Origin of the sequence: Bradyrhizobium sp. CB82 (assembly GCF_029714405.1) — a bacterium.
Taxonomy (GTDB): Bacteria; Pseudomonadota; Alphaproteobacteria; order Rhizobiales; family Xanthobacteraceae; genus Bradyrhizobium.
This window is the reverse complement of sequence record NZ_CP121650.1, coordinates 1,411,555-1,433,102: the sequence shown is the minus strand read 5'-3', so window position 1 is coordinate 1,433,102 and position 21,548 is coordinate 1,411,555. Positions and strand designations below refer to the sequence as shown.

The following is a 21,548-nucleotide window of genomic DNA, read 5'->3' as shown; positions in this document are numbered from 1 at the left end:
CATCCTTCTTGATTGTTGCTGTTCAGAGCGCTCGATAGAGATCGGCCGTTGCACGCACCTTGTCGATGTAGGCGTTGAGGGGCGCCATGGCTGCAACGGCGTCCTCATAGCTGACTTCGCGGAAGGCGATGAACGATCCCGGCCGCGCCTGACCGAGACGCCAGAGATCGGCTTGAACCACGGCCGCGATCTTTGGATAGCCGCCGGCCGTATTGGCATCGCTCATCTGGATGATCGGCTCACCCGACGGCGGCACTTGCACCACGCCGGCGACAACGCCGTGCGAGCGCATCTCGACCGGCTCGGCCAAGGTCAGTTGCCCGCCCGTGAGCCGATATCCGCCGCGATCGCTCTGCGCGCTGATCTTCCAGCGCGTGGACCAGAACGTGGCCTGCATCTCCTTCGAAAACAGATCGTGCTCGCCTGCCCGCATGAGGCGCAAGCGGAGTACGCGATCCTCTGACGGTTCGATCTCCGCGATCGTCAGCTCGGGCGGCTCAGTGCCGAAATCACAGCGCGCGCCGTCCTCTCGCTGCGCTCCGACCGGGACGATATCGCCAGCCTGCAAGGCGCGCCCATCCAGCCCGCCGAAAGCGGCGCGAAGGTGCGTGCTGCGCGAGCCCAGTACGCGGGGAACGTCGATCCCTCCGGCGAGAGTCAGATAGGCGCGCGCGCCGCGCCGGGGCGGACCGATCATGAGGACGTCTCCCGCTCTTGCCCGCGTGCACCACCAGGGCGGCACGGACCGGTCGCCCAGCTTCGCATCACAATCGGCTCCGGTTAGCGCAAACGCGCTGTCTGCGCCAAAGCGCAGCCGGAACGGAAATGTCTGCACCTCGATGCCAGCGGCGTCCCTCTCGTTGCCGAGCAGCGCGTTGCCGGTCTCTATGGCGACGGGGTCCATCGCACCTGACGTGCTCACGCCGAAGCGGCGCGCGCCGCGGCGGCCCAGATCTTGGATCGTGTTGAAGGCGTGACTGGTCAGGATCTCGATCATAGTTCGATCCGATCGATCATGAACCTCACTCGATCGCCAGGCATCATCAGCGACGGCTGCTCGCTCAGGGGATCGAACATCGGGATCTCGGCCCAGCCGATTGCGTTCCACCCGTTCGGGCTCGTGAGCACGGCAACGCCGGTCTGCATCCCGCCGATCGTCACCGAACCCGCGCGCATGTTGAGCGAGGGCACCGTCTTGCGCGGCATGAAGATTCTGGGATCGAGGCCATGGAGATAGCCGAAGCCCGGCGAGCTCGCGATTGCGCAGACTGTATATTCGCCCGCGCTGTGGATCGTGATGACCTCGTGTGCCGACAGCCCCGAACGCGCTACGACCGCCGGCAAATCGAAGCCGATCTCGCCGCCATAGATGACGGGAATCTCGATCAGCTTGCCGTCGGAATTGCGCGGGCTGAGGCGATGCCACAACTCGATGATCGAAGCCGCCAGCGCACCAATATCCTCGGGCGGCCGCTCGAATGTCAGCATGACACTGGTCACTCCGACGACGGCTTCCTCGACATTGGGCCAGGACGACACGACGTCGGCAAGCGACCAAATGCGCCCCTGCTGAACGAGGTCGAACTCCCCCGGCGCCTCCACCAGCATGGCCAGCGTGCCGATCAGGCTGATCTTGGGATCCTTCTCGAGCACGCCGACGAAGGGAGAAGCAGGACGGTTGATCGACAAATAACGCTCCGGATCGACGCGCAGCGGCGCAGTCACGCTACCAATCTAGATGCTGCGCTTGAGGCGAACCAACACGTTGTCGCTCTGCGGGTATAGCGGATATCGATTGCTCGCCCGGATATCTTGACAGACTGGACAGCGCGCGGCCGCAAGCGCGCGCAGCGCCCGGTGCGATGATATGCGGCCGCGCACCCGATTTCTAATTCCGAGCGATGACGTGATTGCTCGGCGCGTTCCAGCGCGCAACGACCTGCTGCCCCACGGCATAGCGATGACCGGATTGCTGCGTTTGGTTCTGCTCGAAGACGATGAGCTGCTGACCGCTCGCCGTTCTCAGGTAGTAATGGCTGACGAAGCCGCGATAGACGACCTGATCGATGCGTGCAGCCACGCTGTTGGGGCGATCCACCGTTCCGTCCTCCTCCACGATGATTGCTTCCGGCCGAATCGAGACCATGATGTCGTCGACGGAAGCTGGCACCTGATCGACCTGAAGCCGCAAGTCCTGCGATACCTCAATGATCGCGCCGTTCCCGTTCCGTTGCTCGACTTTACCCTCGAACAGATTCGACGCGCCGATGAACTGCGCGACGAATTTCGAGGCCGGACGCTGATATATCTCGGTGGCCGAGCCGACCTGCTCGAGCTTGCCGTCGCGCATCACGACGATCTTGTCGGCCATGGTCAGGGCTTCGTCCTGATCGTGCGTGACCATGATGGTGGTGAGGCCCAACCTGCGTTGCAGGGCGCGCAGCTCGACCTGCATGCTCTCGCGAAGGCCCTTGTCGAGCGCGCCCAGGGGCTCGTCGAGCAGCAGCATTGCGGGTTCGATCACGATGGCCCGGCCGAGCGCCACGCGCTGCTGCTGGCCGCCCGAGAGCTGGGCCGGATACCGCTTCCCGAAGCTCGACAATTGGACGAGATTGAGCGCGGCGGCGACCTTCTGAGCAGCCTCAGCCTTGCCGACCCCCCGCATCTCGAGGCCGAACGCGATGTTCTCCTCGATCGTCATGTGCGGGAACAGCGCGTAGTTCTGGAACAGCATCCCGATGTTGCGACGATGCACCGGAAGGCCGGTCACTTTTGCGTTGTTGACAAAGACATCGCCGGATGTCGGACGGATCAATCCGGCGATCATGCGCAGGCATGTCGTCTTTCCGCATCCGCTCGGACCAAGCAGGGCCACCATATGGCCCGGCTCGATCGCGAGGGAGACGTTGTCGACCGCGACCATGCGGCCGTACTCCTTGCTGAGGCGCTCGAGCCTGACTTCTGAAGACTTCATGACGACCCTCAGCTCGTGAACACCTCGTTATACTTCTCCAGCCAGGGACCCCGACGCGGGACAATGAAGTTCCAGTCCGGCGTGAACAGCCCGAGATCGGTCGCCTTCGTGTCGGGATAGGCAAGGAACTTCGCCGTCTCCGGCTTGAAGTCGATGCCGCTGACCGACGGCGCGCTCAGCGTCTGCTCGGAGAGCATCTTGGCGACCGTCGGGTCGAGGATGCGGTTGATGAAGGCCGCTCCCAGCTCCGGCTCCGGTGCATTCTTGACGATTGTCATGCTGTTGATGCCGGTGAAGGCGCCTTCCTTCGGGAAGGTCATGTCGATTGGCAGTCCCTTGGCGGTGTGCGGATAAATTGCCTTCGAATATTCGATGCCGCCGATCGTCGCCTGACCTTGCGCGACCTGGAGGACCTGCGCCTCGCTATCGTAGATCGTCAGCACGTTCGGCTTGAGCGTCGCCAGCTTGTCCCAGCCCTGGTCGACCAAATATTGCGCTTCCTTGAACGGCTTGCCCGTGACGAGCGAGGCTGCGACGATGAGCATCAGCACGCTCTGGGTATTCTTTGGCGTGTTCAAAAGGATCTGCTTGCGATACTTCGCGTCGAAGATTTCCTCGTAGCTCTTGAGCGGCTTGGTCACCTGCGGGTTGATGAACATCGCCGCGCTGGAGATCGAGAATCCGACACCGAATCCGTCCTCGAAGATGTATCGCGGATAAACTTTCGCGAGGTTGGGGATCTTGTCGGCGTCGAGCTTTCCGATCAGGCCCTCCTGCTTGGCCTGGGGGATGCCGACATCATCCATCATCATGACGCTGAATCGCGGCGTATCGCGGGTTGCGCGTAGCGCGGCAATGTTGGAGAGCGTGGCGCCTTCGGTCGTGAAGACGCGGCATTTGAACTCGGCCTCGAATTTCGGAATGACTTCCTTCTGGATCAGCCTGCCGAGGGCGGAGTTGTAGACGCCAACGTGGAGCTGCTTGGCGTCCTGCGACCAGGCGTGATTGATGATCGTCGGGAAAGCAAGGGTGGATGCACCGGCCTTGATGAGAGTCCTACGCGTCAGTCTCATGGTCCAATCTCCATCTACGAAAGCAACTCAGGCGGCCAGCGCGCGGCGGAGGCCTACTAGTTTTTCCAAAATCAAGACGCCGACCATCGCCATCAGGATGATGATCGTCGACATCGCCGGTACCGAGGGATCGAAAACGTTGACGAGCTGCCGCATCAAGACGAGCGGCACCGGCGAATATTCGGAGTTCGCCAGCCACATCGTGACCGGGTAATTGTCGAACGACACCATGAAGGCGAACAGTCCGCCGGCGGCGACGCCGGAGGCGATCTGCGGCAGCGTCACCCGCCAGAAGGTCCGCAACCGGTTCGCACCGAGCGTGCGTGCGGCATCCTCAAGATTCTCGTCGACCAGTTGCAGGCTGGTGATTACGGTCCGGATGACGTAGGGCGAGGTCACGACGATATGCCCGATCAGGAGGTTCAGCCGGGCATCCGTCGAGCCGAGCCTGGTGAGAACCTGGAGCAGCGCGAGACCCGTCACGAGCGCGGGGAAGATCAACGGCGAGAGCAGGAAGCCCTTGATGGCGGCCACCCCGAAGAAGTTTCCGCGCACCAGCGCAAAGGCCGCAGGCACGCCGAAGAGCAGCGATCCCGCGGTCGTGCCGAGCGCGAGGAGGATGCTCAGCCGCATGGCTTCGAGAAAGTCCCGATCGCCGAGGACCTTGACGTACCATTTCAGCGTGAAGCCCTGCGGCGGGAAGGTAACGAAGTAGGAATCGGAAACCGAAGCCGCCATCACGAGCAGCAGGGGCGCCATGATGAAGATCATCATCGCCGTCGTGATCGTGTAGAGGATATAGGCGCCGACGCCGGAAAATTGCTCGTCCATCAGTCCGACCTCCGAAGACGACGCCCCTCGAGCAACCACATCGAGAAGCCGTTGACGGCGAACACGACGCCGACCAGCACCACGGCGATCGCGGCACCGAACGGCCAGTCGTACACGACGAAGATCTGCTGCTCGATCAGATTGCCCAGCATGAGTGCCGAGGCGCCGCCCAGGATGGCGGGAATGACAAACGAGCCGGCCGTCAGCGAGAACACCAGCGTGAAGCCCGCCACGAAACCAGGCATGCTCAAGGGCAGCGTGATCCGCAGGAAAACCTTCCACCAGGGCGCGCCGAGAACGCGCGCCGCGTCCTCCAGATTGCGATCGATCTTGCCGAGCGCCGAGGCCAGCGGCAGCACCATCATCGGGAAGAAGACGTGCAGCGACCCGATGACTACGGCTTTCTCGGTATAGAGGATCGAAACCGGTCCATCGACGATATGAAGCGTCATCATGATCCAGTTCAGCATTCCCTTCGGGCCGTTCGCCAGGATGAGCTGCCATCCGTATCCGCGCACGACCACGCTGACGACGAGCGGCGCGATGACGATGAGCGTGATGATCCGCGTGACGAGAGGCCTGCTCTTCACCATCACCAGGGCGACCGGATAGGCCAGCACGGTCGCGAGCGCCGACGTGATCAGGCTGATCCGGAGCGTCGTCCAGAACACCCGCGCATAGAGGTCGACATTGACGAGCCTTGCATAGTGCGCGATCGTGAACGGACGTCCGATGATCCCCTGGCTGTTTTGGGTTTGTATGCTCGAGAACAGCAGCGCGATTGCGGGATAAAAGAAGAAATAGGCCAGGAAGAGCAGCAGCGGGAGCGCCAGGAGTCCCGCGGGCAAGTGGAGGCTCCACCGCGACCCCCGTCGGGTCTCTGGGTGGACACTCACCACCACCGCTCCGTCGCTGGTCATTACTGGCCGTCCTCGACTGCGCGATCCCAAGACCTGCCCCTCTTTAGGCGAAGGTTAATCTTCGCCTCCTGACTGGGCCATGATTGTCTTCGTTTAGGGGCATTGCAAACGGTTATGACAATGGCTGCGGCATCCTGCCCAAGGGCGGACCACCAAGCCGCCTCTTCTGGCGCCTTCCCTCAGCGCAAGCCTTCACAGAAATTGCCGATGCGCCGGCAGCCCTCCTTCAGGGTCTCCGTGTCGGTCGCGTAAGAGATCCGGAAATACGGGCTCATTCCGTAAGCTCCGCCGTGAACAGCGGCGACGTGCTGCTCCTCGAGCAGGGCCGAGATGAAGTCGGCGTCGGTCTCGAGCCGACGCCCACCCGTTGAAGTCTTGCCGATGCAGCCGGCGATGTTCGGGAACACGTAGAACGCGCCCTCCGGCTTGTGGCAGGTGATCCCGGGGATTCGATTGAGCAGCGAAACCACGAGGTCGCGCCGATCGCGATAGATGTTGGCGCGCTCCTTCAGGTAACCTTGCGGGCCGTCCAGAACCGCCACGGCGGCTGCCTGGCTCAGCGTGCAGATTCCGCCGGTCGCCTGACCATGGACGTTGGTCATAGCGGCAATCAGTTCCTTCGGACCGCCGCAATAGCCGACCCGCCAGCCCGTCATGGCGTAGGCCTTGGAAGCGCCGTTGACGGTGACGACACGCTCCTTCAATCTCGGCTCGACCTCGGCGATGGTGCAGAATTCGAAGCCGTCATAGGTGAGGTGTTCATAGATATCGTCGGTCAGGATCCAGACGTCAGGGTATTTCAGCATGACGTCCGCGATCGCGCGCATCTCGGCGCGCGAGCAGGCCGCGCCGGTCGGGTTGTTCGGGAAGTTCAGGATCAGCCACTTGGTTCTCGGCGTGATCGCTGCCTCGAGGTCTGCCGGTCGCAATTTGAACTGGTTGTTTTCCGGGCAAGGCACGGACACGGGCTTCGCCTCAGCCAAGAGAACTATGTCCGCGTAGGTGATCCAGCCGGGGGCTGGAATGACCACCTCGTCGCTGGGATTGCACGTGGCGAACAGCGCGTTGAAGATGATCTGCTTACCGCCATTGGCGATCAGGATCTCATCGAGGGCATAGTCGAGATTGTTCTCGCGCTTGAACTTACGCTGCACTGCGGTTCGGAGCGCCACCGTGCCCGGCATCGCCGGATATTTCGTGTCCCCCGCCAGTGCCGCCTTGTGGGCAGCCTCGATCGCATGCTCCGGCGTCGGAAAATCGGGCTCGCCGGACGACAGGCTGACGATCTTGACACCGGCATCGCGGAGTTCTCGCGCCTTGTCTGTCATGGCCGCCGAGGCGGACACCTTTACAGTCTTCAGGCGGTTCGCAAGTTCAGGCATTGTCAGCTCCGTCGTCAATCATTGTCAGTTGCGCGGCCTCAGACCGACGCGCAAATCGCAGGTCGCCGATGACCTGGAGCGTCGGAACGACCTCGAGTGTGGCGACATTCATGCGGATCGGCGTTCCCACCGCGAACGCGATCGCGTCCGCGATATCTTCAGGTTGGAGGGTCTCGAATGCGCCAACGAAACGGGTGTCCCCTTCACCGCCCTCGTCTGGATCGCCGAAAATGGCGGTCGCAACCCGCCCCGGCGATACCTCGGTGACGCGAACGCGGGTGCCGTAAAGATCGACGCGCAATTGCTTCGTCAGCGAATGGATGCCGGCCTTGGTCGCGTGGTAGGCGACCGAGGAATTGAACGTCGTCGCGTTCTCGCCGAACGCATAGTGGCCGGCGATGGAGGAGACGTTCACGACGTGGCCACGGTCACGCTTTGCCATTTCCGGCACGATCAAGCGCGTGAGATGGACAACCGCTCGCAGATTTACGTCCACGAGTGTATCGACGTCCTCAGCGGCGGTGTTGAGAATACTCCCGCGCCGGGACTGGCCCGCATTATTGACGAGAACGTCGAATGCAGCCGCTTTTGCGAGCTCTGTCAGCGCGCGCGTATCGTTCAGGTCGACCACACAGGCGCGGCAGCCCGTCTGCGCGGACAAGCGTGTCAGCCGTTCGGAGTTACGCCCGATCGCGTAAACCTCGAGTCCCTCGTCGCTCAGACGGCGGACCGTCGCGGCCCCGATGCCCGAGGACGCACCCGTTACCAATGCCGTTCGATAGTCTGCAAATCCCATCCGCATGGCTCTCTTGCGATCAAGCGGAGCGGCGGAACACTACGTTCACATCGGCAAGTGCGGATAGAATGGATTCGGTCTGCCCTCATAAGCATGGCCGATAGCTCTGCGGTGCGCCGAGTCTCCCATAAGCGCGACCGATAGCGGCAGAGTGAATTGCTCTTACTCGCTTCTCGGCCAGCGCCGTAAATTTGTCCGAGCCGCCTTTGGCTCACGCGCGAGAGACAAACGACCATGCTGGAGGTCAACAATCGGATCGTCATGGTCTCAGGCGCCTCGCGTGGCATCGGACGCGCCGTCGTCGATCGCCTCCTGGCATCCGGGTTCCGTGTGTCGGCGGGTGTTCGCAACCCCGGCAACCTTCAAGAGAGCGACCGGTTGATGACGCACCGCTATGACGCCGGCGATGCCGCAAGCCCCGTGTCATGGGTCAAGGCCACGCTCGCGCGATGGGGTGGCGTCGACGCCATCGTCAACGCCGCTGGCATCAACCCGAGGGTCCGCGTGTCCGATGAGGGCGAGGAAGAACTAGAAGAGATGTGGCGGATCAACGTCAAAGGTCCGCTGCGCGTCGTCCGGGCGGCGCTGCCGCATCTTGCCGTCTGTGGCCATGGGCGCGTCGTCAATCTCGGTTCATTGTCCGGCAAGCGCGTGGGCAGCAACATCGGCTATGCCATGACCAAGTTCGCCGTGGTCGCGCTGACGCACGGCATCCGCCGCGAGGGTCGCGCAGCGGGAATCCGGGCCACTGTCGTATGCCCCGGCTACGTCGCCACCGACATGACACTGAACGATGACGAAATTCCTCGTCATGAGATGAGCCAACCCGGTGATATCGCGCGGCTGGTCGAGACCGTTCTCATGCTGCCGAACAACGCCTCGGTCTCCGAATTGTTGGTTCACTGCCAATTTGAACCGATGCTGTAGGGCGCGGCGACGGCTCACTTGAACGCTGGCAGTTAGACGCTTCGCAAAGACCCTCTTGGTTGTTTGTTCACCCAAAACGCCAACATCTCTTCGTAGGTCCAAATCGGGGAGGCCCTCGTCAGGATGATCTCGGCCGCCCGAGATCGAACGCACCCGCGAAATCGGCCTACGCATAGCGATCGGCGCCCGCCGCATCGACGTCGTTGAGTTCAAGTCCGTCGCGATCTTTTGCGGCCTGGACGTGCTGCTCTCCCTTATCGCCGCAATGAGCGACGGCCCGGATCTGGCAGCCTTCTTCTGAAGGGCCACCGCTCCGCAAACTAGGAAGCGTTCGCCCGCGCGCGTTCACGCGCCTCGCGCCGGCGCTCGCGACGTTCACGCCGACGTCTTGCCCGCTCGGCCGGCTGCGGCAGCGGAGGCACTGGCGCATCGACCTTTTCCGCCGGCGCCGCCTCAATCGCCTGGTCAGCGCGCGTGCGCGCCTCCATCGTTTCCAGGACGAGGCGCCCCTTGGCGGTGATCTTCCAGCCGCCGTCTTCGCGCGTGACGAGGCCTTGCGAGAAGATGTCGAGGTCCGGCACGCGGGCAGCCAACCGCTTGGTGCGGTCGGCCCAGTCCCGACCGCTGGTCGCCAGGATCGCCATGTCGCGCTTGAGCTCGGCCATGAGGGCGAAGCCGTCGGGATAAGCCACCAGGATTTTCAGCACCGTGACCTGGAAATTCACCCCCGCCTCCTCGGCCAGTCAGCGCCACATGGTCGGCGCTTGCGAGAGAGCCTGGCGCCCGACCTGCTTGAGCTGATCAGGAGATGTGTCGCCTCTGGTCGCGGCTTCCAGGATTTTCGAAGCCACGTGGGTACGGGCGCCGGTCTCGGTCCGGGAAACGTTTTCGCAGACCTCGTCCAGGACCGCGCGCAAAAGCGCGGTGGTAGCAGGATCGAACATGGGGGACCCCCAAAAGAAAGAACTATCGTACCTCAATCGCTACGGCGTCGAATTCAAGCGTATTAGAACTTCTCGAACTCTACATCCCGGCTCGGACTTGGCAATAGTTCATGAATGCGTCATGTCGAGAACGGCCTCATGGACGGTCCGCTGCGCCGCAATGACCTGCGAAGGAACCTTCTGGACCGCCGCACAGCAGAGAAGCCGCAGCGGGCTCGTCCATCCACTTCCGGGCAGTGGCAGTCGTAGTCATGCAGCGGGGCGTCGCGAATGGTGACATACTCCCGGGCGTTGCTCGGGACACGGAACTCACGGGCAATGAGCCGCAGCAACGTCCCGACCCTCCAGGCCGTGCGTCATGTCGCAATCTCGCCGCGGGCAGACCTCGGGACTGAATTTCAGATCTTCGATGCCGACACCGCGGGCGACGCTACGGGCTGAGTATCTCGGAAGCTGCGATTGTTTTCATCGGATCGCGGTTGCCAGCGCCGCACATAGAGCTGGCGGCATCACCAAGAGTCCGAGCCACAGAAAACACCAGGCGCTGATCTCGACCTTCTCCCTGCGCAGCGCGACCAGCCAGAGAATGGTCGCGAGCGAGCCCGTCACCGACAGGTTCGGGCCGAGATCGACGCCGATCAACATCGCACCGAGCACTTGCGGGGAAAGGTGATCGCCCCCCACCACCGATCCCGCGATCAGACCGACTGGCAGATTGTTGGCGATGTTGTCGGCGAGAGCCGTGATGATACCAGCCGACCAGGCGGCCGTCGGCGCTGATCGGGCTGCCGCGGCCCGAAGCAGGTCGCTCAATTGCGCAATCGCGCCAGTGCGCGTGAGAGCCTCCACCATCACGAACAGGCCAGCCACCAGCGGCAGCACGCTCCAGGAAATGCCGTTCATCACCGGCCACGGCGCTTGCCTACTGATGAGCAAGACGACACCTGTGGTGACCACGCCGCAAACGAAGGTTGGCAGTCCGAGTGGCATATCGAGCGCGGAGGCTCCGATCAGAACAATTCCGACGGCCACGATGCCGCAGGCGGTCAACTGGCCGCCGGGGCTGAGCTTTGGTTGCGGCACGCGGTGCTCGATCGTTTCGGCCTTCAACGCGCGATGCTGGATCACACGCAGCACGAGATAAGTGACGACGATGGATGCCAGCGACGGCAAGGCGAACTGGCGCAACCATTCGCTGAGGTGCGGCATGCGTGCGCCGTTGGCGGGATTGGAGATTGGAAGCACGAAGCTCGCGGCATTGGCGATGAAGGCGCAGACAAGCAGAAAAGGCAGCGGTTTTGCGCCGGCCGCGCGGGTGGCCGCGTAGACTGCAGGCGTCAGGACGATCGCGGTGGCGTCATTGGACAAGAGAACGGTGACGAGCGTTCCAACGAGTTAGACCAAAAGGAACAGCCGCCGTGGGGAGCCTCGCGCATGTTCGACGGCAAAGGCCGCAAGAAAATCGAAGAACCCCTCCTGCCGCGCGAGCTCCGCGATCAGCATCATGCCGATCAGGAACAGGTAGACATCGAGACCCTTTCGCATGCCATCGAGCGCGGCCCCGAAAGGAAGAATGCCGAACAGTACCAGCGCTGCCGCGCCAGCGAGCGCCCAGATCGCTTCCGGCAAGCGGAAGGGTCTGACGATGACGCCTGCGGTGGCCAAAACAATGATACCTGCAGTCAGCATACGACACCTCGGACTATTCCGCGGCGACGCTCGGCATTGGCGGCGCGATCGTCTCGCGATCGCGTCGGCTCCCGCCGGTTTCGCTGCGTGTTTCGGGTAGCGCCAGGAAGCAGACCGCAGCTCCTATGCCCGCAACGGCGCCGAGCGTCAGAAATGCTGCGCTGTAGCCGACCTCGAGTACGACCAATCCCGCGAGCGTCGTCGAAAGTGCGGCCCCGAGACTCTGCGCGGTGATGATCACGCCTTGGGCCACGTTGAAGCGGCCGGTATTGCGCATGAGATCGGCGACAATCACCGGAAAGATCGCGCCGAAAAGGCCGGCGCCGACGCCGTCCAGGAGCTGCACGCCGACCAGCCAGGCCGTGTTGTCGGAGAACGTGTAAAGCGTGCCGCGGATGGGTAGGACGAGGAGCGCGGCGAGGAAGAATCGCTTGTGTCCCCAATCATCGGCTTTGGCGCCGACCAGCATCGCCATCGGCGCCATCACCACCTGCGCCGCGACGATACAGGCCGACATCAGGCTTGTGCCGAGGTGCTTGTCCTGAAGCGCGAGCTTCTGGCCGAGCAACGGCAGCATCGCCGCGTTCGAGAGGTGAAAGAGCGTGACGCAGGCCGCAAAGATCAGGAGCGGACGGCACGTCAGAAGGACGCTGAGACCTGAAGGACGATCTCGATGCAGGTGATGCGCGGTTTCGTGCAGGCCCCGCGCCACATCGTGGTCGATCGCGCTCTCCGGGATCGCCAGCAGGCTGGCGATGCTGGCGATCGACATGGCCCCCAACAGAAAGAAGACGACGGTCGGGCCGAACGCGTACGCCGCAAGGCCGGCGATCGCAGCGGCTCCGGCGTTGCCGGCGTGGTTGAAAGTCTCGTTGCGCCCAATCCGTTTCGTGAAGGCGCGCGGACCGACCACGCCGAGCGATACAGCCGCAATCGCCGGCGGGAAGATGACGCCCGCCGAATGCGCGATGCCTTGCGAGATTGCAACCGGCCAAAAGGTCGGAAACAGCGGCAGCAGGAGCGAAGCCATCGTCACAAGAGATGCCGCGGCGACCATCACATGCCGCTTGGCCCTCGTCGCGTCGACCAGCGCACCGGCAGGGGTTTGGGCGAGAATGCCGACAAGAGCCGCGATCGACATCACCAGCCCGATCTGGGCCTCATTCCATCTCCGTTCGGTCAGAAGATAGATCGCAAGATAGGGTCCGAGCCCGTCCCGGACGTCCGCAAGGAAGAAATTGGCGGCATCGATCGCACGGTTGGCACGCTGCTTCTGGTCGTCTGTTTCAGACATGACAAACCTCGGGTCGATGCCGCCTCACTCGACGGCGGCTTGCGCGGCTACGCGTGCGCCTCATTCGGGTGTTTTGGCTTCGAATGATCGTGCTTGGGCTTCGGCTTGTGGACCGGCCGGAGACTGCCAGGCTCGCTGCCGATCGCCTTCACTTCGATGGCGCGGCCGTGCCTGGTCTCGATGCCGTCGCCGGTCGCAGCGACCGTTGCGTTCGGCGCGAGTAATCCGGCGACCTCCTTCGCTTCCTTGGGGCCGATGCGCAGGATCGTGCCATCGGTTAGAAGCGCTCCGCGGAGTTCACCCTTCGGACCGAACAGCGAGAGGTGCACCCTGCCCTTCGCTTCCATCTTGCGATGGTCGGCTTTGGGGTGTTTCCGGTCGTGCTCCGGGCCGCGGTCAACGATCTGGCGAGCGTTCTCCGTTGTTACCGCTACCGCCGAGATCAAGTGCGCGCCGCGCGGTCGGACGCCACGCACTCCGACCTTGGTGCCGATTTTCACCTCGCGCGTCATTTCATCCCCCAAGTGCGGTGGCGTATGAACGAGGATCGGCATCTCGGCCTGATCCCTCATCACGAAGCCGTCGACCTCGCCATGCGTGTTGATGATGAAGCGTTCCATCGTGCCCGCGATTTCCAGCAGGCTTTCGGGGTCAATCCAGTGCATCTTGTTCTCCTATTTCCTTTGCAGAACGAGATCTTGGCCTCAGCCTCGCGGCGGGGGTGGCGGAGCGAAGCCAGGCTGAGGCGGCTGTGGAGGCGGAGGGCCGAACCGGTCGGGGCCACCCTTTGGTCCGCGCGGCGGACGCGGCCCGGCGAGTTCGGTCATCTGTTCCGACGAGCTTCCGAGCGCGCGCACGTCAATCACCCTGCCGAGCGCGCTATCGAGGACGTCGCCGCGGACCGCGATTGTCTGGCCCGGACGGAGCCAGTCGGCGAGGCGCTCGGCTTCCGGCGGCGGAAGGCGGAGCACGGTGCCGTCTTCAAGCAGCGCACCGTTGATCTCCCCGCGCTTGCCGTGCAGGGTCGAGGCGATCCTCCCGTTGAACGATTGCTCATAGCCGGCGCGGTCCGGAGGACCGTTATCGACCACGCTCTTGCCGCTTGCGACATTGGTGATGGACGAGGCATCGATCAGCGGGATGGCGCGTGCGCGCAAGCCCCGGATCGAGACCGCGTCACCGGGCCGGACCGCAAATACGATCTGGCCGGTGAGATGTGGCGGAAGCTTCACCTCGGTGCCGTCGCTCAGGATCAAGCCGTCGACGTCGCCTCGCGGAGTCAGCGTGTACTGCCTGACCGCTCCTCGCGTTTCCGGAAGCTGCGGGGAATCCCACATCGCTCCAGTCTGCGCCTGGGCCGGGCTGGTGAGGATTGCCGTCGTGGTGAGAAGCGCACAAGTCAATGCGCCTATCCATGGGATCTTCATCGGAACACTCCTTCAAATTCGCGACCAAGGTCGCTGAGACCCAAGACACAGCAACGGCCGTGCCAGGCGCGATGTCTTTGATTTCGAAGGAGTTTGTTTGGGAGCCGCAGGTCTAGTTGTCGTGTTTCCCGACGCTTGGCGTCGGCTTTTCTGACGGCTCGCTATCAGCGATCCCGTATCGCTGCATCTTGGTATAGAGGAGCTGGCGATTGATGTTGAGACGGCGAGCGGCTTCCGTCCTATTGCCGCCGCATGCCGCGAGCGCTTTCCGGATCATCGCCTCTTCAAGCTTCGCCACCGCTGACGGCAGGTCATCTTCGACTGCAGGAATGTCCGAAGAAGGCTCCGGTCCACTGCCGACGGCGATATTGTCCGCATCGATGATGCCGCCTCTCGTCAGCACGCAGGCGCGCTCGATGGCGTTGCGAAGCTCCCGAACATTCCCGGGCCAACGGTAGGCAATGAGCTTCTCGATTGCCGCCGGCGATAGCTGCTTGCCCTGCTTTTCGGGCGAAGCGGCCAGTGCAAGAAAGTGCTCGGCGAGGAGCATGATGTCCGATGGACGCTCGCGCAAAGGCGGAATTGCGATTGGCACGACATTGAGGCGGAAGAAGAGATCTTCGCGGAATTGCCCGCTTGTGACGAGCTTCGTCAGGTCGCGGTGCGTGGCCGCCACCATGCGCGCCGAGACCCGTACCGGCCTGCCGCCGACCGGCGTCACGATCCGCTCCTGCAGCGCGCGCAGGATCTTGGCCTGCATGGCAAGCGGCATGTCGCCGATCTCGTCCAGAAACAGCGTGCCATTCTCGGCCTCGCGGAAGGCGCCGGCGCGATCGCTGGTCGCTCCCGTGAACGATCCCTTCACGTGACCGAATAGTTCGCTTTCGAGTAGCTCGGCAGGAATGGCGGCACAGTTCACAGCAATGAACGGACAATCCTTGCGCCGGCTGTGAACGTGCAAGGCGCGCGCGACCAGCTCCTTGCCCGTACCGGTTTCGCCGAGAATGAGGACGGTCGCGTCGTTGTCAGCGGCTAGGCCGATCGCCTTCTGGACTCGCCGCATGCCCTCGCTCGAACCGATCAACGCATCCGGACGGCTTTGAGTGACGGCAGTTCGCGCCAGTGTCCTGGGTGGCAGCCGATCCAGCAATGCCTTCAGCTCCTCCCGTCCGATCGGCTTGGTCAAATGGTCGAAGGCGCCCAGCCGCATCGCTTCGATCGTGTTCTCCGCGCTCGCAAAGGCCGTCAGCACCACGACCGGCGGGGGATGCTGCTGCGAGCGAATGCGCCGGAGCACGTCGATGCCGTCGAGACCGCCGGGCATCCGCAGGTCCAGCAGCACTGCATCGATTTCGCCCGACAGGGCTGCAAGGCCCTCCCTGCCGGACGATGCCAAGCGAGGCGCATGGCCGAGATCGGTCAGGGTTTCGGCCAGACTCTCTCGCAATGCCGAGTCGTCGTCGACGATCAGGACGGTCGCCATGGCACCTCGATCTCGAAGCTGGCGCCCGGATTGTCCGCCGCAAGGCGAGCCTCTCCGCGATGGGCACGGGCAATTTCGCGCACGATCGCAAGCCCAAGCCCCGTCCCGTCGGGCCGTGCGGTGACGAACGGCTCGAACAGGTGGCTTCGGACTTCTTCGGTGACGCCCGGACCGGTATCGCTCACGCGCAAGAGCAAGTAGTCTCCTTCATGAAGCGCCTCGACGGTAACACATCCACCGCCCGGCGTAGCCTGAATGGCATTGAGGATCAGATTGTCGAGGGCCCGCTGCATCTGATCGCGATCGAAACGCGGCGGTGGACCGGATTTGTCGTCGGTTCCGGTATTCAGCGACAGTCCCTTTGCAACGGCGAGTTCCCGGTGGTCCTCGATGATGTTTTCAAGGAAGGGCGCGAGCTCGACGTCCGCAAGCTTAGGCTCGCCGGTCTGGGTCATGGCGAGCAAATCGCGCAGCAGCGCATCCAGCCGGCCGACCTGCTGCAGGATCGCTTCGAGCGCCTTTGACCTCCTCGTCTCGTCGGGCGTCGCCAATGCGTTCTCCGCCTTCAGCCGCATCGCGGCGATCGGGTTGCGGATCTCATGGGCAAGGCCAGCCGACAGCCGTCCGACGGCAGCGAGCCGCTCGGCGGCCGTTGCTCGCTGGCGCTCCCGCGCGAGTCGTTCTCCTGTAACCTTCAGGGCGTCCACCAGCCGGTCGAGCTCCTCCTCGCCCGTTCTGGGGAGAGTCGGAAGATCGGCGGCACCGCTTGTGCCCTTACCGAGAGCTCCCTCGATCATTGCGATCCTGCGCGACCACGACACAAGCACATGGGCGAGCCAGGCTGCCGAACCGAAGATCGTCAGTGCAAGCACTGCAAGGCCCGCCAGCAACTGGTTGTAGGCGGGCCCTTCGGCCGTAAAGGTCCTGGTCATCGTCCAGGCCGTTAGGCCCGGCAGAGGTCCGCGCAGGGGACAGGCCTGCACGGTCAGAACCTGGGACCGTCCAGCCTGCCGAATGACCGCAGGGCGGCCCGAGCGCAGCGCCTCCGCGTTGACCTCACGGATCGTGTTCTCCTCGGCTGCGGGAACGTCGGTCTTCGGTCCCGTGCCCTCATAGGACGGAAACGCATAGGCAAGCGAGCCTGAGTCGGCCTGCCAGATTCCGCCCTCGACACCAGCCGCACTGGACAGCGCCGACTGCACGACCGTGGCCAGGTCGCGTTTCAGGCGCTCGTCGATGGAGGCGCCGCCCAAACCGGTCGTGAAAAATTGGTAGCGATCAGCGATGTCGCGGCAGGCGCGCGCCACCAATTCCTCGGACCGCGCCACCCGCGCGTTCGAGGTCTGCCGGAAGGATTCGAAGAGAAGATATCCCGTGGTCGCTCCCGAGACGACCAACATCAGCCACAGCGCTAGGAGTCGGGATCGTAAGGACCGCCCACGGCGCTGCATGTTCTTGGCTGACATGGGGTTCGGAGCGGCGGTCATGATATGGTCCGTGCAGCAGACCGCCTCGACTCGATGCGATTTCCACTCCGCGGTCAAGTCCGCGGACGGGAAGGCCATTGACTTTCGGAGACGGCGAGTTGGTCTGATCTGTCGCTGCGAAAGGGGCGAGCGGCACCAATCTCGCGCCTTGTCCTCCTTCTAGCAGATCCATTCGGGACGCCGCCTGCGATGGCGGCCTCTTCGGGCGCGTGCACCGAGCTTGATTGAAGGAAGTCACTTAAGCTTACGCAGCCTGTAGCGGCGAACGAATAGCGAAGCGCAAGGGCGGCGACGCGAGGCACACTCTGAAGGAAACCCGTGACACTCCTGCGGTCCGACGGACCAGAACCCGCCTCGACCCGTCGTGTGCGACACAGACCCAATGTTGTTTGCTCTATGACAAAGATAGCAACGGCACGACAGGCGATCAGTCTGCCACGATGCAAGCCGGGAGGACGGGGTGCGGAACCTACGAGGGCTACGTTGGCGCGGCCGCAAGGCGGCCAAGTTCGACCGAAGATTTTTCGAGACCATCTTTGTAGAATTGCTGAGGGAAATGAACGCCGAAAGCGAGCAAAGCCTACGCTCATCGCAGAGGATTGCCGCTCATCGTTCGCTCAGGTCGGATGGGGCTCATACTCGCATCGATTGGTCTCAGGGCGCTGCGCTTCAAACTCGGACTCGTGACATGAGATCAGGCTGCGCCGACGAGTCAGTTCGTCACAGCCTGCACCCTACGCCCGGCCCTTAATCTCATAATGACCCGGCACGCACTTGTAGCGTTCGATTCGCCAATTCGAATGATAGAGTGGATGTTCGCCCATCCAGTGCGCAAGTGGCGCCTGAGCCCCCTTCATGCATTCCCAAAACGTAAGGTCGGGCGTCATGCTGCTGTCAGTCACGATTTCCTCGACGCAGTTGCTCCCAGCGAGGCCACTAAGATGGCAAAGGACTGCAACGACGGTCACGAACATGCACTCCGTCCTTTTCGGTTTCGCCGGGCCTGCTACGTGCACGATTGCCGCGTCCTCGCCCTTCAATAGCGGGGCCGATCTTACTGAAGACTGTCGACGCGTCATCATACTTTGGTCTTGATCGTACTTTGGTCCTGATGCCAATCCGTAGTCGCCCGGACTAGAGATCGTTGCGCTGGATCAATTCAGACTGGTCCTGCCCGGACAGAGTACCGGCTCTATCTGCATTGGAGACGCGTATGGCTGGAAATGGCTTGGTACCGATGGCGGACCGACGTGCGGATCATCGCAGTGCGCCTCACAGAATCGTCTATCTGATCGTCGACAACGTACTGGGACGACCCGGCCGCGCGCGCCGGAAGCTCGAGGTCGAACGAACCGATCTCGAAACCATCATCGCCAATCTTGTCGGCGGACACTTCAATGATCCGGTCCGCATTGTTGCCTTCGACCCCAAGGCCCGTTGGTCGAAGAACATCTCGAGAGAGCTCGCGGAGGAAATCCAGATGCGTTGCGACATCGACGCCATGCCGGTGCCGGAGCACATCCAGGACTTCGTCAGAAGCCACCGGGCCGCCCCTGCATCGATTGCTCATTGATCTGGACGAGGGAGTGCCACGACGGCGCCTCGCGCGATCCGCCTCGGGACATGCGCCCGGCATTCCCGTAAACGGATCATCCCACAAGGATTGAGCGCGATGGACATCACCTGCCACGTGGCATTGCCTTTTGTCATGGCGAACGATGGAGTCCCGCCCGGCGAGGCGGTGGAGTGCCTGAGCGACAACGCCGCCGTCATGCGCGCCGAAGCGCTATCGCGGAAGCCAGGCTGCGCGGACGCCTTCGAGGACCGGAGACTCGCATAGCGGGGACTTCGGGGATGCCAGGGTCATCCGGAAGTTTGGCGAGGTGCCGGACTGTCTGAGCGCACCGTGACCGTTACGATCGCGCACCGCGTCGGCTTCGCAAGCTCGCTCTAAATCCAACGCCGTTCGCGGCGTTGACATCAGAACGGAATTGGTCGGCTGATTCGCATTTGAAGCAGCGCCACTTCGGCGCTTGCCATTATTGTAAATGAGCGCCGAACTTTGACCCCTCTATCGGCCTCCAACCTTGTCCCCCCACGCGAGATGAACTTTCCGGTGACAATTCAAACGTCTCGGCAGTACTTGCTGGGGCTGACCTTCGGCGCAGATAAAGGGGGCAAACAGCGCGCCGAATTACAGCACGATCACCTTAGAGGCAAAGCGCTGCCCGCTACGGCGCATTTGGGGGCGCATAGGCGCGCTTTGCTCGGTTTTGGAGCTCGACCGAGTGGCCGACTGATAGCAATTTTCACAAGAATTGTCTTTTTCGCATTGTTTTTCAGGAAATATGATAGAAATTCGATCGGAGTGTGATTCTACGAACAAAATTCACGGATCGCTTTGAGATCATTTTTCAGGAACTTTACGCATGAGCGTACAATTTTCAGGTCAAGTGAGCGTTTTTCACGACCGGCGGCTACCCGAAACGGCTGTTCCGGCGGGCTACGCCGCTCTAATCCACGCCTACAAGCTGCCCGTCCCGGTTCCCCGGACTCTTTCGGCGATCGGCACCAAGCACCGTCTCATCGAACAGGACGGCTGGCGCATCTATACGCCGCGCCATGCCCCTGAGGCGTCGCTTGAGGGACACCTGACGTTTGCCTTCAAATACGAGGGCCTGGATCTCGCGCTTCTGAAGCGGCTCTTCCTCGCCGTCACGGACGCAGACATTGCAGAGCTCGTACGGCAGAAGCCGACCGGCCTCTATACGCGCCGGATCTGGTTCTTGTACGAGTGGCTGCTTGGCCGCGAGCTGGCGCTGCCCGCCGCGGATAAGGTCTCGTATGTGGATGCTGTCGACACCGACATCCAGTTCGCGGGCGCGGGGCAGAACTCGGCTCGGCATCGCGTGCGCAACAACCTTCCCGGAGTGCCGGAATTTTGTCCGCTCGTTTTCAGGACTCCTGCGCTGAACGAATTCATCGCGCAGGACTGGAAGGAGCGCGCGCGTGCCATCGTCAACCAGGTGCCCAAGGACCTGCTCGCCCGCACCGCGGCCTTCCTTCTGCTGAAGGACTCGAAGTCCAGCTATGTCATCGAGGGAGAAAGCCCGCCGCAGGACCGGGTCCAGCGATGGGGCCGCGCCATCGGCGAAGCAGGCCGCGCGCCGCTTGACGAACAGGAATTTCTTCGCCTACAGGCCATCGTGATCGGGGACGAGCGCTTCGTGAGGCTCGGCTTCCGCAAGGACGGCGGCTTCGTCGGCGAGCACGACCGCGATACGCAGCGCCCTATTCCGGACCACATCAGCGCGCGGCATGAAGACATCGCTTCGCTGATGGCGGGACTGATCGCGTTCGACCATAGCGCGGAGAATGACCTCGATCCTGTTATCGCGGCGGCGGTGCTTGCGTTCGGGTTCGTGTACATCCACCCATTCGAGGATGGCAACGGGCGCATTCATCGCTATCTGATGCATCACGTTCTCGCGCGTCGCGGCTTCAACCCGGCCGGCGTGCATTTTCCCGTGTCCTCGGCCATCCTCGATCGGATCGCCGAGTACAGAACCGTGCTGGAGAGCTATTCGAGCAGGCTACTTCCCTGCATCCAGTGGGAGGCGACGCCGAGCAGCAACGTCAAGGTTCTCAACGATACGGCCGATTTTTACCGGTTTTTCGATGCGACGCCGCACGCGGAGTTTCTATATGCCTGCGTGCGTCAGACGATCGAATGGGATCTTCCGAACGAAACCAGCTTCCTGCGCAGCTTCGACACGTTCCGCGCTGGAATCGAGAACATGGTCGACATGCCTGAGCGCACGCTCAACAACCTGCTCGGCTTCCTCAGGCAAAATCAAGGCAAGCTTTCGAAGAGAGCGAGAGAGAACGAGTTCGCTCAGTTGACGCCGGAAGAAGTTGAAAGGATTGAGGAGCTCTACAACACGGCTTTCTCGGAGCAAGCTCAATGAGCCGATGTCGTTGTTGATGGACAATGAGGATGCGCCAATTGGGTCAGGCACGTTGATGGCGGCGCAAGCGCGGCGGTTCGTTTCCGCCGGTTGGACTACGTCCTCTTCAGAAAGTGCACCCCTGAGAGTACCCGCTGCTGGAACCGCAGAAGCAGAAATCGAAAGCGTCGATCAATTGCTCCATCTCCTCGCCGACATTCGACGTCACGGCATCAGCATTTCCGTAGACAGTGCCGGCGGAGATGCGAAGATTGAGATCAAGAGCGAGCGCGACGCAAGAGGTGATTATCGGGCAGCAATCCCAGCCGCGAAAATGCTTATATCTTGGTAGGGTCATATCTGCCACCACTGCA

At 62.5% G+C, this 21,548-nt stretch carries 19 protein-coding genes and 2 pseudogenes; 5 read left to right on the top strand and 16 right to left on the bottom strand.

Going from position 1 to position 21,548, the window contains the following annotated elements; translation table 11 throughout:
* Positions 1 to 22 precede the first annotated feature (22 nt).
* From QA640_RS06835 to QA640_RS06800, 8 genes are all read right to left on the bottom strand, one after another.
* A complete protein-coding gene (locus QA640_RS06835) occupies positions 23 to 997 on the bottom strand; it encodes a biotin-dependent carboxyltransferase family protein (protein ID WP_283039966.1) in 975 nt (324 codons plus the stop codon).
* On the bottom strand, positions 994 to 1,725 hold the full coding sequence (gene pxpB, locus QA640_RS06830; RefSeq protein ID WP_283039965.1) for a 5-oxoprolinase subunit PxpB: 732 nt from the start codon (positions 1,723 to 1,725) through the stop codon (positions 994 to 996). The genes QA640_RS06835 and pxpB overlap by 4 nt, the downstream gene beginning before the upstream one ends.
* A 163-nt stretch (positions 1,726 to 1,888) precedes the next feature.
* The gene (locus QA640_RS06825; RefSeq protein ID WP_283039964.1) at positions 1,889 to 2,974 is read right to left on the bottom strand and encodes an ABC transporter ATP-binding protein; all 1,086 of its coding nucleotides are present in this window, start codon (positions 2,972 to 2,974) and stop codon (positions 1,889 to 1,891) included.
* Between the two features lie 8 nt (positions 2,975 to 2,982).
* A complete protein-coding gene (locus QA640_RS06820; RefSeq protein ID WP_283039963.1) occupies positions 2,983 to 4,047 on the bottom strand; it encodes an extracellular solute-binding protein in 1,065 nt (354 codons plus the stop codon).
* 27 nt (positions 4,048 to 4,074) lie between these two features.
* The gene (locus QA640_RS06815; protein WP_283039962.1) at positions 4,075 to 4,878 is read right to left on the bottom strand and encodes an ABC transporter permease; all 804 of its coding nucleotides are present in this window, start codon (positions 4,876 to 4,878) and stop codon (positions 4,075 to 4,077) included.
* Complete coding sequence (locus QA640_RS06810) at positions 4,878 to 5,726, bottom strand: ABC transporter permease (protein ID WP_283039961.1); 849 nt, start codon at positions 5,724 to 5,726, stop codon at positions 4,878 to 4,880. The genes QA640_RS06815 and QA640_RS06810 overlap by 1 nt, the downstream gene beginning before the upstream one ends.
* Positions 5,727 to 5,977: 251 nt before the next feature.
* Complete coding sequence (locus QA640_RS06805) at positions 5,978 to 7,180, bottom strand: pyridoxal phosphate-dependent aminotransferase (RefSeq protein ID WP_283039960.1); 1,203 nt, start codon at positions 7,178 to 7,180, stop codon at positions 5,978 to 5,980.
* The gene (locus tag QA640_RS06800; RefSeq protein WP_283039959.1) at positions 7,173 to 7,976 is read right to left on the bottom strand and encodes an SDR family oxidoreductase; all 804 of its coding nucleotides are present in this window, start codon (positions 7,974 to 7,976) and stop codon (positions 7,173 to 7,175) included. Before QA640_RS06800 ends, QA640_RS06805 begins: the two co-directional genes overlap by 8 nt.
* Before the next feature lie 234 nt (positions 7,977 to 8,210).
* On the opposite strand from QA640_RS06800, the gene QA640_RS06795 reads away from it, so the two are divergent.
* Positions 8,211 to 8,903 carry an SDR family NAD(P)-dependent oxidoreductase gene (locus QA640_RS06795; protein WP_283039958.1) on the top strand — a complete coding sequence of 231 codons (693 nt, stop codon included), beginning with the start codon at positions 8,211 to 8,213 and terminating at the stop codon, positions 8,901 to 8,903.
* Positions 8,904 to 9,223: 320 nt separating this feature from the next.
* Here QA640_RS06795 and QA640_RS06790 read toward each other — a convergent pair whose 3' ends face one another.
* Positions 9,224 to 9,628, bottom strand: a complete 405-nt coding sequence (locus QA640_RS06790) for a hypothetical protein (protein ID WP_283039957.1) — start codon at positions 9,626 to 9,628, stop codon at positions 9,224 to 9,226.
* Between the two features lie 18 nt (positions 9,629 to 9,646).
* Entirely contained in the window at positions 9,647 to 9,847 is a 201-nt protein-coding gene (locus QA640_RS06785; RefSeq protein ID WP_283039956.1) for a hypothetical protein, read from the bottom strand.
* A gap of 318 nt (positions 9,848 to 10,165) precedes the next feature.
* Here QA640_RS06785 and QA640_RS06780 point away from each other — a divergent pair, with 318 nt between their 5' ends.
* Positions 10,166 to 10,288, top strand: coding sequence for a hypothetical protein (locus QA640_RS06780; RefSeq protein WP_283039955.1), 123 nt, complete (start codon positions 10,166 to 10,168; stop codon positions 10,286 to 10,288).
* 24 nt (positions 10,289 to 10,312) lie between these two features.
* Here the strand turns inward: QA640_RS06780 and QA640_RS06775 are convergent.
* From QA640_RS06775 to QA640_RS06750, 6 genes and pseudogenes are all read right to left on the bottom strand, one after another.
* A pseudogene (locus QA640_RS06775) lies at positions 10,313 to 11,536 on the bottom strand (arsenic transporter).
* Between the two features lie 13 nt (positions 11,537 to 11,549).
* Entirely contained in the window at positions 11,550 to 12,830 is a 1,281-nt protein-coding gene (locus QA640_RS06770; protein ID WP_283039954.1) for an MFS transporter, read from the bottom strand.
* A gap of 47 nt (positions 12,831 to 12,877) precedes the next feature.
* A complete protein-coding gene (locus QA640_RS06765) occupies positions 12,878 to 13,495 on the bottom strand; it encodes a hypothetical protein (protein ID WP_283039953.1) in 618 nt (205 codons plus the stop codon).
* A 39-nt stretch (positions 13,496 to 13,534) separates the two neighbouring features.
* The gene (locus QA640_RS06760) at positions 13,535 to 14,257 is read right to left on the bottom strand and encodes a hypothetical protein (protein ID WP_283039952.1); all 723 of its coding nucleotides are present in this window, start codon (positions 14,255 to 14,257) and stop codon (positions 13,535 to 13,537) included.
* 112 nt (positions 14,258 to 14,369) lie between these two features.
* On the bottom strand, positions 14,370 to 15,740 hold the full coding sequence (locus tag QA640_RS06755) for a sigma-54 dependent transcriptional regulator (protein WP_283039951.1): 1,371 nt from the start codon (positions 15,738 to 15,740) through the stop codon (positions 14,370 to 14,372).
* Positions 15,725 to 17,227 carry a HAMP domain-containing sensor histidine kinase gene (locus tag QA640_RS06750; RefSeq protein ID WP_283039950.1) on the bottom strand — a complete coding sequence of 501 codons (1,503 nt, stop codon included), beginning with the start codon at positions 17,225 to 17,227 and terminating at the stop codon, positions 15,725 to 15,727. Before QA640_RS06750 ends, QA640_RS06755 begins: the two co-directional genes overlap by 16 nt.
* A 1,144-nt stretch (positions 17,228 to 18,371) precedes the next feature.
* On the opposite strand from QA640_RS06750, the gene QA640_RS06745 reads away from it, so the two are divergent.
* The 3 genes and pseudogenes from QA640_RS06745 to QA640_RS06735 all read left to right on the top strand — a co-directional run bounded on the left by QA640_RS06745 (position 18,372) and on the right by QA640_RS06735 (position 21,195).
* Entirely contained in the window at positions 18,372 to 18,800 is a 429-nt protein-coding gene (locus QA640_RS06745) for a hypothetical protein (RefSeq protein ID WP_283039949.1), read from the top strand.
* Between the two features lie 99 nt (positions 18,801 to 18,899).
* Positions 18,900 to 19,137: pseudogene (locus QA640_RS06740) on the top strand (hypothetical protein).
* Positions 19,138 to 19,656: 519 nt separating this feature from the next.
* Positions 19,657 to 21,195, top strand: a complete 1,539-nt coding sequence (locus QA640_RS06735) for a Fic family protein (protein WP_283039948.1) — start codon at positions 19,657 to 19,659, stop codon at positions 21,193 to 21,195.
* Positions 21,196 to 21,548 lie beyond the last annotated feature (353 nt).

Bases quoted from the DNA above. Each gene is read 5' to 3' on its own strand.
- QA640_RS06835 (WP_283039966.1), bottom strand. From the start codon at position 997: ATGATCGAGATCCTGACCAGTCACGCCTTCAACACGATCCAAGATCTG.
- QA640_RS06825 (WP_283039964.1), bottom strand. From the start codon at position 2,974: ATGAAGTCTTCAGAAGTCAGGCTCGAGCGCCTCAGCAAGGAGTACGGC.
- QA640_RS06820 (WP_283039963.1), bottom strand. From the start codon at position 4,047: ATGAGACTGACGCGTAGGACTCTCATCAAGGCCGGTGCATCCACCCTT.
- QA640_RS06815 (WP_283039962.1), bottom strand. From the start codon at position 4,878: ATGGACGAGCAATTTTCCGGCGTCGGCGCCTATATCCTCTACACGATC.
- QA640_RS06805 (WP_283039960.1), bottom strand. From the start codon at position 7,180: ATGCCTGAACTTGCGAACCGCCTGAAGACTGTAAAGGTGTCCGCCTCG.
- QA640_RS06800 (WP_283039959.1), bottom strand. From the start codon at position 7,976: ATGGGATTTGCAGACTATCGAACGGCATTGGTAACGGGTGCGTCCTCG.
- QA640_RS06795 (WP_283039958.1), top strand. From the start codon at position 8,211: ATGCTGGAGGTCAACAATCGGATCGTCATGGTCTCAGGCGCCTCGCGT.
- QA640_RS06785 (WP_283039956.1), bottom strand. From the start codon at position 9,847: ATGTTCGATCCTGCTACCACCGCGCTTTTGCGCGCGGTCCTGGACGAG.
- QA640_RS06780 (WP_283039955.1), top strand. From the start codon at position 10,166: ATGAGCCGCAGCAACGTCCCGACCCTCCAGGCCGTGCGTCATGTCGCA.
- QA640_RS06770 (WP_283039954.1), bottom strand. From the start codon at position 12,830: ATGTCTGAAACAGACGACCAGAAGCAGCGTGCCAACCGTGCGATCGAT.
- QA640_RS06765 (WP_283039953.1), bottom strand. From the start codon at position 13,495: ATGCACTGGATTGACCCCGAAAGCCTGCTGGAAATCGCGGGCACGATG.
- QA640_RS06760 (WP_283039952.1), bottom strand. From the start codon at position 14,257: ATGAAGATCCCATGGATAGGCGCATTGACTTGTGCGCTTCTCACCACG.
- QA640_RS06755 (WP_283039951.1), bottom strand. From the start codon at position 15,740: ATGGCGACCGTCCTGATCGTCGACGACGACTCGGCATTGCGAGAGAGT.
- QA640_RS06750 (WP_283039950.1), bottom strand. From the start codon at position 17,227: ATGACCGCCGCTCCGAACCCCATGTCAGCCAAGAACATGCAGCGCCGT.
- QA640_RS06735 (WP_283039948.1), top strand. From the start codon at position 19,657: ATGAGCGTACAATTTTCAGGTCAAGTGAGCGTTTTTCACGACCGGCGG.